This window comes from Flavivirga aquimarina, from assembly GCF_030540835.1.
Taxonomy (GTDB): domain Bacteria; phylum Bacteroidota; class Bacteroidia; order Flavobacteriales; family Flavobacteriaceae; genus Flavivirga; species Flavivirga aquimarina.
In genome coordinates, this window is record NZ_JAUOEK010000119.1 from 59,574 (window position 1) to 78,722 (window position 19,149).

General features: G+C 32.2%; 9 protein-coding genes. All 9 read left to right on the forward strand.

Translation table 11 applies throughout. From position 1 onward, the window contains the following. Positions 1–244 precede the first annotated feature (244 nt). The 9 genes from Q4Q35_RS11035 (at position 245) to Q4Q35_RS11075 (ending at position 19,140) form a co-directional block, all read left to right on the forward strand. Positions 245–1,324 carry a T9SS type A sorting domain-containing protein gene (locus Q4Q35_RS11035; protein WP_303278029.1) on the forward strand — a complete coding sequence of 360 codons (1,080 nt, stop codon included), beginning with the start codon at positions 245–247 and terminating at the stop codon, positions 1,322–1,324. A gap of 115 nt (positions 1,325–1,439) precedes the next feature. Continuing rightward, positions 1,440–2,384, forward strand: coding sequence for a sugar phosphate isomerase/epimerase family protein (locus tag Q4Q35_RS11040; RefSeq protein ID WP_303278030.1), 945 nt, complete (start codon positions 1,440–1,442; stop codon positions 2,382–2,384). Between the two features lie 80 nt (positions 2,385–2,464). Then, positions 2,465–4,819 carry a chondroitinase-B domain-containing protein gene (locus tag Q4Q35_RS11045; RefSeq protein WP_303278031.1) on the forward strand — a complete coding sequence of 785 codons (2,355 nt, stop codon included), beginning with the start codon at positions 2,465–2,467 and terminating at the stop codon, positions 4,817–4,819. A gap of 8 nt (positions 4,820–4,827) precedes the next feature. After that, the gene (locus Q4Q35_RS11050) at positions 4,828–7,083 is read left to right on the forward strand and encodes a heparinase II/III family protein (protein WP_303278032.1); all 2,256 of its coding nucleotides are present in this window, start codon (positions 4,828–4,830) and stop codon (positions 7,081–7,083) included. A 666-nt stretch (positions 7,084–7,749) separates the two neighbouring features. Further along, positions 7,750–10,020, forward strand: a complete 2,271-nt coding sequence (locus tag Q4Q35_RS11055) for an alginate lyase family protein (protein ID WP_303278033.1) — start codon at positions 7,750–7,752, stop codon at positions 10,018–10,020. A 2-nt stretch (positions 10,021–10,022) separates the two neighbouring features. Beyond that, positions 10,023–10,370 carry a cupin domain-containing protein gene (locus Q4Q35_RS11060; RefSeq protein ID WP_303278034.1) on the forward strand — a complete coding sequence of 116 codons (348 nt, stop codon included), beginning with the start codon at positions 10,023–10,025 and terminating at the stop codon, positions 10,368–10,370. A 393-nt stretch (positions 10,371–10,763) separates the two neighbouring features. Then, on the forward strand, positions 10,764–13,835 hold the full coding sequence (locus tag Q4Q35_RS11065) for a SusC/RagA family TonB-linked outer membrane protein (protein WP_303278035.1): 3,072 nt from the start codon (positions 10,764–10,766) through the stop codon (positions 13,833–13,835). Between the two features lie 23 nt (positions 13,836–13,858). Further along, positions 13,859–15,394 carry a RagB/SusD family nutrient uptake outer membrane protein gene (locus Q4Q35_RS11070; protein WP_303278036.1) on the forward strand — a complete coding sequence of 512 codons (1,536 nt, stop codon included), beginning with the start codon at positions 13,859–13,861 and terminating at the stop codon, positions 15,392–15,394. A gap of 479 nt (positions 15,395–15,873) precedes the next feature. Continuing rightward, positions 15,874–19,140 (forward strand): SusC/RagA family TonB-linked outer membrane protein, encoded by a 3,267-nt coding sequence (locus Q4Q35_RS11075; protein WP_303278037.1) that lies wholly within the window; start codon positions 15,874–15,876, stop codon positions 19,138–19,140. Positions 19,141–19,149 lie beyond the last annotated feature (9 nt).

The following is a 19,149-nucleotide window of genomic DNA, read 5'->3' on the forward strand; positions in this document are numbered from 1 at the left end:
ATATAAACCAGTTTAACCTAAAAACTTTTAAAAAGTTAAGTTTTATGTTAAAAAACCATCCTAAAATAAGGTCAATCTTCATTTAATTTTCTCATTAACTGTTTTTTATGTTAAAATTATTTGGATAGTACGAAAATATCTATATATTTGGAAAACCAATTTGGTTAACCAGATTGGAGAACCAGAAAATAAATTTTAACATTAATAATTGAGGGGAAGTGTATAACAATTAAAACTTTAAATTATGAAAACAAAATTACTTTTTATTTTATTACTTGCTAGCTTTATGGGTAATGCTCAATTTTATCTTAACGAAATTATGGTTGACCCTCCAGGGGATGATAACCCAAATGAATATATTGAAATACGTGGGACTGCTAATACAGCATTAACAAATATGTATATAGTAGTAGTTGAAGGAGATGGTAATGATCCTGGAGATGTTAATGAAGTTATAGACTTAACATCTCAAACTATTGGATCTAATGGTTATTTAGTTTTGCTTACTACGGGTCACCCATATACGGTTGATTCTGGAGCAAATATTGCTTTAGATTTGACTGATGGAGAATTAGAAAGTCAGTCTCATACTTTTTTTTTAGTTCAGACAACTACACCACCAAGTACAAGTGATGATATTGATACTGTTGGCGGAGCTGGAGATATTGGTGATGGTACTCCAGATGGAACACCATATACTGATTGGACAATTTTTGATAGCATCTCATTACTTAAAGATAATGATGGTTCTGGAGAAGCGTATGCATATTCAAATATAGGTTTTTTAGAAGACGATACTTCACAAGCTAACCCAACATTATTTGCACCTGCAGGTGCAAATATAATAGTTACTACTGGTGCACAATTCGATTATGTTGCTAGAATTGGAAATTCAACAGGTTCTGCTTTAACAAATGATGAAACAACTTCAGATTGGGTTGGAGGGGACTTGCCATCGGGTAATTTACCGAACTGGACTATTAGTACAACTTCGAACAGAGCATATCCAACTTCTTTTGAAGGCTCAGAATTAAATCATATAGGTTCAGCTAACCCTTCGCAGAATACAACATTATCAACAACTGATATTTCAGCTTCAAATTTTAAAATCTCTCCAAATCCTGCAAATAAATTTGTTAATATAGAATCAAAAAATATAAAAGTGTCTTCTGTAGATATTTATAACCTTTTAGGTAGTAAAGTGAAGTCAGTTTCTCAATTAAATGATAATAAAGTAAACGTTGAGAGCTTATCTAGAGGAATGTATCTTTTAAAGATAAATGCTGAAGCAAAAAGCATTACCAAAAAAATAATCATAGAATGATTGTAGTTAGTTTTTATCAAATCGAAAAGCCTTTTAATTATTAAAAGGCTTTTTTAAAATATTACAGTTAATTAACCAGTTGAACAGTTTATATAAGTGTAAATTTTAATAACAGATGATTACAAGAAGAGACTTTATTATAAAAACGGCATGTGCAGCAAGCCTGTTGCCATTTTCGGCATTTCCTTATCAAGCATTTAAAAGGAGGCGTATTGAAGAGGACTTAGATATAAGTATTTTTTCTAAACATTTACAGTTTTTAGACTATAAAACTACAGGAGAAATGGCTGCGGAAATGGGTTTTTCTGGAGTCGACTTAACGGTTAGACCTAAAGGGCATGTATTACCAGAATTAGTAAAAACAGATTTGCCTAAAGCAGTAAGAGAGATCAAGGAAGGAGGCTCTAACTGTAAAATGATTACCACAAGTATAGAAAGTGTAAATAATCCGTTAGATGTCGATATTATTAAAACAGCAGCAAAACATGGGATTAAATACTACCGGACACATTGGTTTAAATATTTGGAAGGGAAAACAATGTCCGAATCAATTAATGTATATAAACAAGAGATTAAAAATTTAAGTTATCTTAACAAAGAAAATAACATTATAGGCTATTACCAAAATCATGCAGGAACAAATATTGGAGCCTCTTTTTGGGAGGTTAAGGCCTTACTTGAAACAGCAGATTTTAATTATTTTGGAACCCAATATGATATTCGTCACGCTGTTGCAGAAGGAGGACACTCATGGGTAAATGGATTAAAACTTTTACGACCCTATATAAAAGGCATCGTATTAAAAGATTTTAAATGGGGTAAAATAAATGGGAAATGGAAAGCCATTAATGTACCAATAGGAGAAGGTATGGTGAATTTTGATGCCTATTTTAAGTTGTTAAAATTATACGGATTAAGACCGCCAGTATCCCTTCATTTAGAATATAATTTAGGAGGTGCAGAAAAAGGGCTTAGTAACATATCAGTAGATAAAAAAGTGGTGTTTGATGCCATGAGAAGAGACCTAAGTGCTTTACAAGAACTATGGCGAAATGCTTAGTGGAAATGAAAACGGGAATCTAAATTCTTTATTTTGAAAAACATATATTAAAAAACAAAAAATAAAAACCAATAGTCATAATGAATTACATCTTTAATCTTTTAATTAAATTCAACTCTAAACATAGTGCCTTATTATTTTTAAGCCTTTTACTTTTATGCAGTGCATGTCAAAACACACCAACAGTTAATAGTCTTAAAGTAAATACTCAAGAAGAACTTAATGAAGCTATAGCCAACGCTATACCAGGAGATGAAATTATACTGGCTAATGGTGTTTGGAAAGATATACAAATTCAGTTTTCTGGAACAGGAACAAAAGAATCTCCTATTATTTTAAAAGCAGAAACAAAAGGACAAGTTTTTATAGAAGGCATATCAAATTTAAAATTTGGAGGAGAACATTTAGTTGTAGATGGTTTATATTTTAAAAATGGATATACACCAACAAATGCCGTTATAGAATTTAGGGTAGATAGTAAAAATATTGCTAGTAACTGCAGAGTAACCAATTGTGTTATAGAAGGGTTTAATCAACCAAAACGAGACAGAGGAGATCTTTGGGTGCAATTCTGGGGAAGACATAACCAATTAGACAACTGTTATTTAGCAGGAAAAACCAATAGAGGCCCAACAGTAAGAATTGATCTTAAAGGGAATGAAAGTGTATATAATTATCACAAAATAATCAATAATCACTTTGGGCCTCGAGCCCCAAAAGGAGGACCAAGTGCAGAAACCATTCAATTAGGAGATAGTGGCACATCGATGTCTCCTAGTTACACATTAGTTGCTAATAATTTATTTGAAGCATGTAATGGCGAAGTTGAGGTGATTTCCAGTAAATCTAATTTTAATGAATTTAAAAGTAACGTATTTTACAAATGTGAAGGTTCTTTGGTAACAAGACATGGTTCATATTGTAAAATAGATGGTAATTATTTTATTGGTGATGCTAATAATGAAAACATAGGAGGTATACGATTAATAAATACTGGGCATTGGGTTACAAATAATTACTTTTATAACTTAAAAGGTAAAAGTTTTAGGAGTCCGTTAGCCGTAATGAATGGTATACCAAAATCTCCTCTAAATAGATATCTTCAGGTTACCGATATAGTGGTGGCGTATAATACTTATATAAACTGTACATCACCTTGGCAGTTTGGTGTGGGAGTGAATATAGATCAAAAAGATGTGCTTCCGGCGTCAGAAATCCGATCTGCAAGACCAGTAAGGTCTACAGTAGCAAACAATCTTATCTATAATGAAAAAGGTGCTAATAACATAATAATAGAACACGATAAAGCAGATGGAGTTTTATTTAAAAATAACATCATTAATAATCAAGGGGTCGATTTTGTAAACGATAAAAACCTGTTAGTAAGCGATTTTCAACTAACAAAAGTGAGCGATGATATTTTTGTGCCTTCTGAAATATCTGTTGACACTGAACCTTTTATAGGTTTTGAATTTGAAACAATTTCAAAAGATCTTTTCGGGAATTCAAGAACGAATAGTAAAGTTGTTGGAGCAGTTTCAAAAACCGATAATGTAGTAAATCCTAATATTCTTGATAAGTCTAAATACGGTCCAGATTGGTTTTCTAATGTTATAGAAGCAAAAGAGCCTGAAACACATATTGTGGCTAAGGTAAGTGATATACAAATAACAATTAATGAAGCTAGGTCGGGTGATATTATTGCTTTGTTAGCAGGTATTTATAAAGTAAATACCCCCCTAGTAATCAATAAAACCATTACCATTCAATCTCAAGGAGATGGAAAAGCCCACATCAATTTTTTAGGTGAAAGTAACACGCCTTTATTTGAATTAAACCCTGGCGGAAAATTAATTGTAAAAGGTTTAGCTCTAAAAGGGAATAACACTAACAATGCTTTTGCAAGCTTAAAAGAAAACATGTCAGACCATTTCGGATTGTCAGTTTTAGAATGCGACATAAGTGATTTTAATTATGTGTTAAAAGCATATAAAGAATCGTTTGCAGAACGTATTACTTTTAAAAATACGTCAATATCAAACTGTGCTAATGGCTTAGAGCTTTCAGAAGAAACAAATGACAAAGGTGATTATAACACCGAATATTTAACCGTAGATAATTGTAACTTTACCAATGTTAAAGCCAATGTTATAGACTACTATAGAGGTGGTTATGACGAATCTACCATAGGGGGTAACCTTTTAGTAACTAACAGCACATTTACCGATTGTGGAGCTAAAGAGTCTAATAAAATTTTATTGAATCACCGAGGCATTATTAATGTAAATCTTGTAGGGAATACATTTAAAAATAACGCAGTTAATTTGGTGTCTCTACTTTGGGGAGCAAAAAACAATATACATTCTAACAATACATTACTTAATTCTGGAGAAATAAAAACGGAGCAAAACCTAAAATTAAAATTGATGTATTAATTTAAAATATGACAAATATTAAACAGTTGGTTAGCGTTAGATTTATAATTATAAGTTTATGTTTTGCTAGTCAGCTTATAGCACAAAATATCCCATCAAAAAAAGTGATTGCTGTAAGCAGTCTTTCCAATTATTTAAGGGACGATGTTAAAGCAGAATTAAATAAAGACGGAGAGGTTTCAATTTCAGAATTAGCTCAATATTTTAGAGAGAAATTTTCTGAGCGCTACTTTTATAATTGGCAAAATTTTGAAGAAAGATTTAAAACGTATAACACGACCTACCCTAATGCAGAAAAAGGACATACAGAACGCGCTTTAGACCATTTAGCGAAATATGCCGATTCTACACATTGGAAACTACCTTTTAATTATCAATTTGGAGACCCAGTAAATGCTTATGCTTTACGTCATCTTGCCAGACAACACAAAATGGTAGATATAGCATATTACTATAATTACCAAAATAAAAACACAACGTATTTAAACTATTTTAAGAATCAATTAAAATCTTTAAATGATGCATTACATGCAAATAAATACGAGAAGATTGAAGATGGTAATGGTGTTTACGAAGCGTTTAGGTCGGGGTATCGCATTTTAAATTGGCTGAAGATTCATAATATGTTTTTGGGTGAAGAAAGTTATACAGATACAGACCAGTTAACAACCATAGCCACCCTGTTACAACACGGAGCACATTTATACGAGCACAATGCTGAATTTCATCCCGGAAACCATCAAACAAGAGGTTTGTCGGCTTTAGCCATGTTGTCTATTTTATTGAGGGATTTTGAAGGGACAGACAAATGGTACCAGCGTTCTATGGATTTGCTAGAAGAGCACTTATCAAAAGAAATTAATGACGATGGCTTTCAGTTTGAGCGCACCGTGCATTACCACATGAGTGATATAGGTAACTATTATTATGTGTATCAATTGGCAAAATTAAGTGAGCTAAAAATCAATGACTTTTGGAAAGACAAATTAAAATCGCTGTTTATAACATTAACAAAAATTGCGTATCCCGATAAATCTGCTCCCGTACTTTCTGATGATACAAACAATCCCTGGGGAGAAAGCAACGATATTTCGGGCGCTATAACCCTAGGATATTTACTATTCGATTCACCTAAAATGGGCTATTTTGCCAACAACTATGTAAAACCCCAGATGTTTTGGTATGTAACAGACTCACAATTAAACATGCTTAAAAATATTGAGTCAAAACCACCAACAATAAAATCGGTGGCGTTTCCAACAACAGGGTATTATATTATGCGAGAAGGCTGGAAAGCTAATGATAAAATGATGATAGTTTCTGCTGGATTGGACGATGAAAAACCAGATCATCAACACGGTGATATGTTAGGAGTACAAGCCATGGCAAATGGTAAAGTTGTTTTACCAAATTATCAAGTTCGTTACTCACTTAAAGACTTAGAGTTGTTTAAAAATTCTATGGTGAAAAATGTAGCCTTAGTTGATGATGAGTTACAAGGAAAACAATACACTTCTAATAAAGGAGGTAGTGGTTTCGGAAAATTTAGAGAGTTACCAAACCCAAAAACCATAGCCTGGGAAACCAGTAAGGACTTAGATGTATTTGTTGGAAGTCATGATGGGTTTAAAAATGTAGGGGTCGATTATAGTAGACAAGTTATTTACATTAAAGACGATTTTTGGATTGTAAAAGATAACTTCAAATCTCATAAAAAACATACCTACAAACAAGTTTGGCAAGGGCATTATAGTTTAGAAGCATCACCAAATTTAATAAGGTCTACTTTTGATAATGCCTCAGGCTTAGATATTTATCAAATAAATAAAGCAGATACCGTTACAACCTCTGGACAACGAGGGAAACAATGGTCTGTAGTATCAAAAAAAGACCAAACCAATTTCAGTTTTATAACAATATTATACCCTTACAAGGGCTATTCAAATAGAATTGATGAAGACAAAGAAAGTCCAGGTTTAAAGGGTTGGAAATTAAATGCTTCGAAGTGGAAAAAGGAAGGAGAGGAATCTATATCTTTTTCAAAAAATGAGGCATCCCTGTTTTTTTCAGTTAAACAATTACAATTAAAAGATATAGATATTAAGTTTTCTAATGCTATAGATGTATTTATAAAACTTGGTAATAATAAATTAGCGATTCAATCTTTATCAGACAAAAACATTCAAATGTCGATTAAAGGAGTTGTTGACAGTGGAAATATTGAAATGGAACCCGGCATTAAAAAAGAGTTTACAATTAAATAAATAGCCAATTTCAGAATTTCACGAAGTAACGTCTTGAACTCTTAAGCAAGACTCACATTATTTACATAGATATGTATGTCTCATCATATCTTTCCTTTGGGGATTTCTTACAACAACATATTAGCATTAATGGGGTATTTTTAATAATTTGTATATAATTTCTTATAAAAATAACATAGCTTTGTGTTAAATGTGTAAAGATTTTTTTGTTTAGTAATAATTTAACTATATATTTGGTAAACCAAACTGGTAAACCAGTTATATGTTTTTATGAAATTAAGATTCTTTTTACTTTTTATACCATTACTATTTTGTACGAATAAACAAAATAATCTATTAGTTGGTATACACAGTTTCAGAGTTTAATAATGCAGTTCACTACCTGTTAATTCAGAAATTTTAGAAAACATATTCTATAACGAAACAAAAGATAAATTGTTTACAGTTTATAAAGATATAAGTGAGATTACAGATAAAAAATAATATAAAAAGTAAAAATATTGACACAGGAATTTCAAAGAGCTTTGTGAAATCTGAGTTTGGGTTAGTTAATTAATTGAGCAAAGCTTTTTAATTCCCGTGTCTAATAAGAAAATATAGTGGTTACTAGCCATAAAAAACAGGAACAAACCAAGTGAATTTAGAATTAATTTCTAATAATTAAAAATGACTACTAAAATTAAAATAGTATTTATAGTAATTGGTTTTATTGTCTTGTCTTGTAAAGACGAAACAACGAAAAACAATAATGACCAAGTATCAAATCAAGGCCACCCCAATTTAATTTTAACCAAAGCAGGTGTCGAAAAAATTAAATCCCAATTGGGAAGCATTCCCATATTCGATAAAACATTACAAACGACTAAGGAAGACATTGATGCAGAAATAGCTTTAGGGATAGATGTACCAATACCTAAAGATTTTTCGGGAGGATATACACACGCACGCCATAAAAGAAATTTTTTAATACTTCAAAAAGCTGGCGCATTATTTCAAATTTTAGAGGAAGAAAAGTATGCCGTTTATGTTCGTGATATGCTTATGGCTTATGCAAAATTATATCCTACCTTACCTGTACATCCCCAAACACGTTCGTATGCACGTGGAAAAATTTTCTGGCAATGTTTAAACGATTCCAACTGGTTAGTTTATACAGCACAGGCATATGACTGCATTTATGAGTGGCTTAGTGAAGAAGAACGTCACGTTTTAGAAAATGAATTGTTCATACCATTTGCAAATTTTATTTCAGAAGAAAATCCGCAGTTTTTTAATCGTGTACACAATCACAGTACTTGGGGTAATGTTGCAGTTGGTATGATTGCCTTGGTCATGGATCATGATGAGTTACTGGAAAAAGCACTAAACGGATTAAAAACAGACAACCTGAAAGCAGGTATGAAAGATAACGACGGTGGTTTTATAAAAGTAGAAGGTCAAAAAGTGGGGTTTTTGGCGAATGTAGACGAACCGTTTTCTCCTGATGGATATTATACCGAAGGCCCCTACTATCAACGCTATGCTATGTATCCGTTTTTAATATTTGCAGAAGCCTTACACCATGTAAAACCAGAATTAAAAATCTTTGAATATAAAGAAGGTGTTTTGCTAAAATCTGTAAATGCATTAATAAACTTATCAGATGCAGATGGTGAATTTTTCCCATTAAATGATGGACAAAAGGGAATGTCCTATTACTCAAGGGAGTTGGTTACAGCTGTAGACATTGCATATCATTTCGGAGGAAACAATCCAGAATTATTAAGTATCGCAAAAAAACAGGACCGTGTTTTATTAGATGATGCAGGATTAGCAGTAGCTCTGGGTATTAAAGAAGGAAAAGACAAACCATTTGAGAAAAAGTCAATCAATCTTTCCGATGGGCCTAATGGAGATCAAGGTGGTGTTGGTGTTTTAAGAAGTGAAGATTTAGAACTTGTGTTTAAATATGCAGGGCAAGGCTTAAGTCATGGGCATTACGATAAGTTGTCCTTCTCATTATATGAAGATGGAGAAGAAGTGATACAAGATTACGGTTTAGTACGATTTGTAAATATAGAACAAAAAGGAGGCGGTAATTATTTAAAAGAAAATAAAACATGGGCAAAACAAACCATAGCACATAATACCGTAATACAAAATGAAACGAGTCATTTTGAAGGAAAATATGAAGTAGGGAGTAAACACCATTCCGAATTACATTTTTATGATGATATTAATTCTCAAGTTCAAATAGTTAGTGCAAAAGAAACGAATGCGTACCCAGGAACTCAAATGCTTCGAACTTTTGCTATTATTCATGATAAAGATTTTGAAAAACCTTTCATTTTAGATATATTGCAGGTAAATTCGGACAATGAAAATCAATACGATTTACCATATTATTACTTAGGACAAATTATGAAAGCTAATTTTCAATATACTGTACTACCAGAATTAAAACCTTTAGGAAATTCAAATGGATATCAGCATTTATGGAAAGAAGCAACAGGAAAACCATCTTCTCATAACTCAAAGTTTTCGTGGCTAAATAAAGGTAATTTTTATACTATAACGACCATATCAGATGCTCAAGATGATTTAATCATGGCAAGAACAGGAGCAAAAGACCCAGATTTTAATTTAAGGAGAGAACCATCACTTATAATTAGAAGACATGCTCAAAATACGGTGTTTGCATCTGTAATTGAATCACATGGAAATTATAATCCGGTATCGGAATTTGCTGTGAATACTTATAGCAGTATTTCAAATTTGAAAGTTATTTATAACGATGAAAATTATACAGCAATTCAAATAGAAGATGTAAGCAAAAAAGTAAAAGTATTGCTTTTAGCCAATAAGGATGCATCAAAGTTGAGTGAACATATATTAAAAATAGAAGATAAAGAATATAAATGGACAGGTCCATATAATTATAAATTAAAAAGTGAATAAATATGAAAACATTTGGAGCAAGTAAAGAATTTTTATTTGGTGATGATATTGAGTGGGAAGTTGTAGGAGAAGGTCTAAAGCGTAAAATTATGGGCTATGATGACAAAATCATGCTTGTAAAAGTAGATTTTCAGGTGGGAGCAGTAGGCGAGTTACATGAACATTATCATTCTCAAGTAACATATGTTGAAAGTGGCGAATATGAGTTGACTATTGGAGATGAGACTAAAACTGTAAAAGGAGGCGATTCTTTTTATATACCACCTCACGTTATGCATGGGGCAGTATGTACAAAAGCAGGAGTTTTAATTGATGTTTTTAGTCCAATTCGTGAAGATTTCATGGAATAGGGGCTGTTAAAATTTCGAATTAATTTGTTTTAACAAAAAATTAATATATATTTGGAAAACCAAACTGGTAAACCAATTTGGTTTTCCAATAAACAAAAACTAAACTAAATGTATAACTCTTCAAAACTTTTAAAAATATTATGAAAAAATAATACAAAAAAAAAGGATAGGTGCACGCCTACCCTTTTAGAATTGTTTACTTCTTTTAGGAGGGAAGTAAAATGATCATATGTAATTCTACAGAAAAACATAGAATCTTCAAAGGTATAAAAAATTAGGAGAAGATTATGTTTTTTGTGGGGTTACAATAATTAAGCTGGACAACTTAATTCACAAGTTAGAATAGCGAAAAAACTTACTAAACTCTACAAATTAAACGTAAAAAAACTAATTATGAATTTAAAAACTAAGTTAACTTTAATCACAGTATTGCTTTTCAATATTGTATTAATTGCACAGGAGGCTGTTATAAAAGGAACAGTAGTGTCTGCTAAAGATGGTGTTCCCATTCCTGGTGCGAATGTTATAATATTAAATACATCAAAAGGAACAACTACAGATTTTGACGGAAAATACCAAATTACTACTAGTAAAGGAGAGGTATTACAAGTCTCTTATATTGGGTATCTAAGCCAAACAATTACCATAGGAGATCAAACGACTATAGATGTGTCGTTAGAAGAAGATTTGGCCCAACTAGAAGAAGTAGTAGTAGTAGGTTATGGTTCACGTAGAAAAAGTGATGTAACAGGTTCTGTGTCTTCAGTAAAAACTGATGAGTTAACAGCTTTTCCTGTTTTAGATGCTGCACAAGCGCTACAAGGTCGTGCAGCTGGTGTAGATGTACAATCAAATAATGGTGGTGAACCTGGTGCGCCAATTAGTATTAAAATTAGAGGTAATACATCTATTAATGCAAGTAGTAATCCGCTAATTGTAGTAGATGGATTTGTAGGAGCAAATATGCCTCAGGCCGGAGATATAGAGTCTATGCAAATTTTAAAAGATGCATCAGCAACTGCTATATATGGTTCTCAAGGTGCTAATGGTGTTGTTTTAATTACTACTAAAAAAGGTAAAAGCGGTAAATTAAATATCGACTTCAATTCTACGTATTCAGTACAAACTACTTCGAATCGATTAGATTTATTAAACGCAGATGAATTTGCTGATTATCAAACTCAAGTTATCGCAAATCAAGCGATTACATCAGGAAGTACAGCGTCACCTTACGTTCAAGGAGATAGCGATACAGATTGGCAAGACTTAATTTACAGAACAGGTAATACGCAAAATCATCAATTATCTGTTTCAGGTGGGTCAGATAAAGTTAATTATTATGCATCGGGAACTTATTTTTCTCAAAATGGTATTCTTGTAAACTCAGATTACGAAAGAGCATCATTTTTATCAAACCTTAATGCACAAGTAACTGATAGGTTAAAAGTTGGGCTTAATTTAACAGGTGGTTTAAGTACTAAAAGTGGAGTTTCAACACAGTCAGACGGTTCTGTTACTGTGGGTGGAGACGATGTGGTTTCTTTAGCCATGCGTTTTGCTCCAGATAAAGGTATTTACAACAGTGATGGCACCTTTTCAATAAATGATCAAGTTGGTGATCCTGTAGATAACCCATGGGCTGTGGCAACGCAAAGAGATGATGATACAGAAATAGAGAATTTTAGAGCTAATTTTTTTGCGGATTATCAAATTATAGAAGGTTTAACTTTTAAAACAACATTTGGTATAAGTACTAAAAATACATTTAGAGGAGTTTATATGCCTCGTACCTTAGCTATTACGGCAGGACGAGGTCTTGATGGTAGAGCAATTATTGAGGAAGATAAAAGTAAGAGTGTATTAACGGAGAATTACTTAACCTATAATAAAGAGGTAGGGAAAGGAAATTTAACATTACTTGCAGGATTGTCTTATCAAAAAAATACTAATAAAGGGTTTTATAACGAAGGAACAGGAACCATTTCGGATGGTTTTTCTTACTATGGATTGTATACTGCTACGAGTTTAATTCAACCTGAAGATGGTGATGTTTACCTAAGAGAAAAGGAAATTCAGTCTCAATTTGGAAGGATTAATTTTGATTATGATGATAAATATTTAATTACGGCAACAGTAAGACGAGACGGTGCTTCAAATTTTGCTGCAAATGAAAAATATGCTATTTTTCCATCAGGTGCATTAGGTTGGAAAGTTTCTAACGAAGATTTTTTAAGTGATAGTGAAACTATCTCTAACTTAAAATTAAGAGCAAGTTATGGTGTAACAGGAAATCCATCAATTGATCCTTACAATTCTTTAGCCAAAGCATCAACGTTATATGCTTCAAGAAACATGTCTACAGTTCAGGCTGTTACTCCAGATCAACCGGCTAACCCAGATTTAAAATGGGAATCGTCTTATCAGTCAAATTTTGGTATAGATTTAGGTTTACTAAATAATAAAATCACACTTTCTGTTGATTATTATAATATTGATACTAAAGATTTAATTATGGTTAACAATGGTCTAGCTGATTATATAGGTTTTGTTAATGATGAAATATTAGTAAATGCTGGAGAGGTTAAAAATAAAGGAATTGAAATATTCTTAAGTACTAAGAATATTACTAATGATGATTTTAGTTGGACTACAGATTTTGTGTTCTCTAAGAATAAAAACACAGTAACATCTTTAATAAATGGAGATGATTGGTTTGGTAATGGAGCTCCAAGTTATTTTAGTGTAAGTAATACCTATATTTTAAGAGAAGGAGAAGAAGTAGGTTTGTTTTATGGGTATGATTATGCAGGGGTATATCAAGGAGGAGCTTTACCTGCAGGTACGGCTACTATACCTGGTGCTGTAGCAGGAGATCCATTGTTTACAGATTTAGATGAGAGTGGAGATATTACTAATGACGATAGAACAATCATTGGAAATCCTAATGCAGATTTTACTTGGGGTATTACAAATAATCTTACATACAAGAACTTTGATTTTAATATCTTTTTTCAGGGGTCTCAAGGTGGAGAAATTTTTAACATGACCAATGTACAGTTGAATAATGGTGATGCTAATACTACTTCGGGTTATTTTAATAATGCTTGGACAGCTACAAATACAAATACGAACCAACCTAGAGTAGGAAATAATAGTTTTAGAGAAATTTCTTCTCGATTCGTTGAAGATGGTAGTTATATAAGATTAAAAAATATTGCAATAGGTTATAATTTACCATCAAGTGTTCTGGAAAATATAGGTATTGAAAAATTAAGATTATCGCTTAGTGCTCAGAATTTATTAACTATTACAAATTATTCTGGACTAGACCCAGAGGTAAGTTACTTTGGAGACGAAGGTGGAGAAGATGGTAATAATACAGCTACTAATACAACTCGTGGATTTGATTTTGGGAGTTATCCAACGGTAAGATCTGTAAGTTTTAGTCTTAATTTAACATTTTAATCAACATTTTAAAAACATATAAAATGAAAAAAATTAATTATATATTATTGTTGATAATGGGATTATCAATAATAGGATGTTCAGATCTAGAAGAAGAGCCAGTTGGACTTTTGTCACCGGATGGGTTTTTTCAATCTACTGAAGATATACAAATAGCTATTAATGGTGCTTTAACAGCAGCCATTGATGAAGAGATTTGGGGAAGAAAATTATCTATCTCATTAATGTTACGCTCAGATATGGTAAAGCTTCAATCTACCCAACCTCATAGGGTAGAGATGGATATGCATACTATTACAGGTGATAATGAAATGGTATATGACCCATGGAAAAGATTGTATCAAGGTATAGCAGCTGCTAACAATGCTATTGCAGGAGCAGAAGATGTTGATGTAGATGAGGGAATTAAAAACCCCGTTACTGCGGAAGCTTACTTCATAAGAGCTTTCTATTATTTTCATTTGGTAAGATTGTTAGGAGATATTCCTTATATTGATGCTCCTATTGCAAATCTCGATGATATTGATGCAGCTTCTTCAATTGGCTTAACGCCAGAAGCGCAAGTATATGAGAAAATTATTGCCGATTTAGAATTTGCTAAAACATGGTTGCCAAATACACAAGCATCAAGAGCTATACCTTCTAAGGCTGCAGCAAGTTCTTATTTAGCTTTAGTATATTTAACTATGGCAGGAACAAGTGATAATGCAATGTTTCAAAAAGCATTTGATGAAGCCAAAGAAGTTATAGATAATAAAGCAATTTATAATCTAGATTTAGATCCAGATTTTCAAACTTTATTTAATGCCGATAAAATAGATGCGTCTATAGAACCAATATTTGCTTTAGATTATAATAATGTTGAAGCAGCTAATGATTTATATGATCAAATCTCTCCAATGTTAGGTTTAAGAGGTGATGAAGGTTGGTCTGTTGGTGTGCCTACCATGGCTGTATATGATTCTTTTGAAGATGGTGATTATAGAAAAAATGTAAGTTTTCAAACAAAAGCACCATCGGGAGATACAGAAGTGGATTATACTGAATTTATACCAACAGTAACTGTCCATGCGCACGCTGATAATAGACCATATATAGCAAAGTATTCTCGTTACCCGGGAGATTATGCTAGAGGAGATAAAAGAGCAACAAGTCATAACTATTCTATGATTCGCTATGCTGAAATATTGTTAATTGCTGCAGAAGCTGGGGTTGAAATAGGAAGCCCTTTAGCGTTAGGATATCTTAATGAAGTAAGAGGAAGAGCTAGAAACGGAGGTCAATCAACATCTGGTGGTTATGTAGATGTAACTATACCTGCAAGTGCTGTTCCTGCAGATCTTGGATCTATAACAGTAGACGATGTATTGGAAGAGCGTAGAATAGAGCTTGCTTTTGAATGTAAAAGATGGTATGATATTAAAAGAAGACAATTAGGAGATGTAGTGTTTAGTGCTTCTGGTTATGAAGGAGAAAAGCCAAATTGGAATGCTTCCGAAGATTATGATACACCTATACCAGCAGATGAAATAAGTAGTAACCCTAATCTTGGTAATTAATTCAAGAACATGAAACCGGTATTATAAAGGTTTTTTAGGTTTAATTAGTAGTTGCTGTCTTTGTGTTTGTTTTATGAATAAATACAAAGACAGGCTAACTACCTAATTTATAGGCTCTCTCTGCTAACATTGCATGAATTAAATGTACAATGTATGCATTAATAAATTTTTAATTAGCTCAATTAGAGTTGGTTATATGTGTTAAGATTAAAAAGTTTATGTGTAATTGACTAAAAGTAAAACTTTATGATAAAAAAATATTCTAGAATATGATTGCCTATTCTTTATAGAAATGACTTCTCATAAAAAATTGAAGTAAAATTTCATATAATACTTTGCTAAATACAATTCTTATCTGAGTTTATGAAAAAGATGTAAGTGTTTATGGTGTATTATTTTGATAATTATTAAAACAAAAACGTATTAGTTATAGTATTTAAGGGACTAAAAGTTGAAAAATTCAAATAAAAAGCTAATCTATGAATTTAAAAATTAAACTAACTTTTATTGCAATATTGTTTTTTAATATTGCATTATTTGCTCAGAATGAAAAAATTAAGGGTGTTGTATCTGCAACAGATGGTATACCAATTCCAGGTGTAAATGTTATTGTCCAGAATACCACAAGAGGTGTGACTACGGACTTTGATGGTAAGTATGAAATCAAAGCCAATACAGGAGAGGTTTTAGTGTTTTCTTATATTGGATTTGTTACAAAAATAGTGATTGTAGATAGTCAATCTACAATTAATATTTCCATGGAAGAAGATGTAGCTAAATTGGATGAGGTTGTTGTTATTGGTTATGGAGACCAAAAACAAAAAAATCTTACAAATGCAATATCTAAAGTTGGAGGTGAGGTTATAGAAAAAGCAATTACACCAAGAGTAGATGATGCGCTCAGAGGACGAATTGCAGGGGTAAATATTACTACCGCAAATACAGAAGTTGGTGGTGATACCCGTATAACAATTCGTGGAACAGGATCAATAAGTGGTACATCTGCACCTTTGATAGTTGTAGATGGTATTCCTATTGGCACAGACGCAGATTTGCTAAGTAGTATAGACCCAAACAATATAGAATCAATAGAAGTCCTTAAAGATGCTTCTTCAACCGCTATTTACGGTTCTAGAGGAGCAAACGGTGTAATTATTGTAACTTTAAAATCAGGTGTTGTTGGCAATACTAGGTTTAGCTATAATACCTATACAGGTTACAGATTTGCTAAGAAAAATGATAATTTTAATTTATCTATTAGTGAAGAAGAAGTCAGAATAGATAATTTGTTTGTAAACACAGATTTATCTGGTGCTACAGCAGCACAGATAGCAGACTTCAACAGTGATTATTTAACTGCTAAATCTGAATTAACAGCACAAAAATTTATTGCCGCTGCAAATGGTGGAGAAACCGATTGGCAAGATGTAGTTTTTAACGGGGGTTACGTAACAAGTCATTCGTTTTCAGCTAGAGGAGGTTCAGAATTAACGAAATTTGATGCTTCTTTGTCTTATATAAAAGATGAAGGTATCTACCTTAATGACCAGTTTGAGCGCTATAATGCAAGAATTAAAGCCTCTTCTCAAACAAAGAATAAGAAAATAAAATATGGAGGAACTGTTAATGTTAGATTTGTAGATCAAGATAGATTACCTGTTTCTTTTATAGACCCTATTAGACAAACCTCATGGTTACCACAATATTTAAATGAAGGAACATTAGCATATGTAAACCCCTATCCTAATGCAAATGGAACTGATTTGAATGCTGATGACACTGTAATAAATAGTACAAACATTGATGTAAGGGATTTAACAGTTGGTAGTATTGCTTTAGAAAGTGCCTTTAATAGATACTTTCAAGCAGATGGTAATGGTGGTATTATAGTTGACGCAAATGGTGTGCCTGTACCTCATCCAACTTATCAGGGATTAACCATTAGTTCAACCAATAATAATGGACCTAGATCTTTTTTAGATTTAAGATCAAGAACAAAAAGACAATTCACAGGTTTTGGTTCTTCATATATAGAATTTAAATTAGCTAAAGGCTTAAAATTTAAACAAACAATATCAGGGAATTATAGAACTACTAGAAACAACTTATACATTAGTACTTTTTCAGATGAGGATCAGATAATTGAATCTAGAAGATCGGAAAGTATTACTACTAGAGAACAATTAAATGTTGAGTCGTTGCTTACTTATAAAAAGAGTTTTGGTAAGCATAATTTTGATGTCTTAGCAGGTTTTACTTACGACAATTTTAATTATTCTCTAATTAGCTTAGATGTACAAGGCGTTTTTGCTGATGATTTTACTTCAAATATTTCTTTGGCAGATGCCTCTAATTCTCCAGAAACATTTACATTTCTAGGACAAGAAAAATTAGTATCTTATTTTGGTAGAATTATTTACGATTATAATGATAAATATTTATTCACGTTTTCTGCAAGAACAGATGGTAGTTCACGTTTTGGTGTAGAAAACAGATATGGTTTCTTCCCAACTGCTTCTGTAGGGTGGAATATTTCTGAAGAGAATTTTTTAATAGAAAGTGATGTTATCTCTAACTTAAAAATTAGAGCAAGTTACGGTGTATCTGGTAGTAATGATATTGATAGTAACATTTTTAACTCTTTATACAGATCTCAAGCATTAGCAAGTACAGTAACTTATGATGGAAATATAGGTAGAAAAGTTACTAATCTTGGAGATCCTTCTTTAGGTTGGGAGCAATTAATTGAAACTAACCTCGGTATAGACTTTGGTTTCTTTAATAGTACTATTAGTGGTTCAGTAGATTACTATAACAGAACAAGTGAAGACTTAATCTTAGATTTACAAGTACCTTCTGTAGTTGGTTCTAATAACCAATTACAGAATATAGGTCAAGTGAGAAATTCTGGTATGGAAATTCAATTAAATTCAAGAATAATTAGCAAACCAAAAATATCTTGGACACTTTCGGGTCAAGTATCAGCAAACAAAAATGAAGTTTTAGATTTAGGTGGTGCACAGTCAATAGTTACATCGCTTTCAGATGCAAACAGACCAGTACAATGGATTACCGAAATAGGAGGACCAATATCTGCCTTTTACGGTTATGTTCAAGATACAAGCCAAGAAATACCAGCATATGAGTTTACAGAATCAGGTAATGGTGCTTTTGATAGATATGATTTAGAATCCCAGTTTGTATTTGTGGTAGATATTAATGGCGATGGTATTATCGATGAAGATGATAGAACTGTGTTAGGTAGTCCATATCCAGATTTTGAATGGGGTTTAGCAAGTAACCTTAATATCCATGACTTTGATTTTAGTTTTGCCTTGAATGGTTCTCATGGTGCTGAAAGAAGAATAGGTGATATAGGAACCATTAGAAATTCTGATTTTTCACCAGGTTTAGTAAATGGTAGTTTTACAGATGAAAATCTTACCGCACCCAGAAACTTAACATCGGCTCATGTACAAGATGCTTCGTTTGTAGCTTTAAGAAATATTAGCTTAGGGTACACTTTTCCAAAAGATGTTACAGATAGACTGGGTTTAAATAGATTTAGAATTTATTGTACAGGAGAACATTTATTATACTTTTTCGCAGAAGATTATGAAGGGTTTAACCCAGAGTCTGCCGCAACTACTAGTAATGGTGCAAATACGCCAATTACTTATGGTTATCAAAGAGGTGACGGTCCTATATCAAGAACAATATCTGTTGGTTTAAATCTAGATTTTTAAAAAAATGAA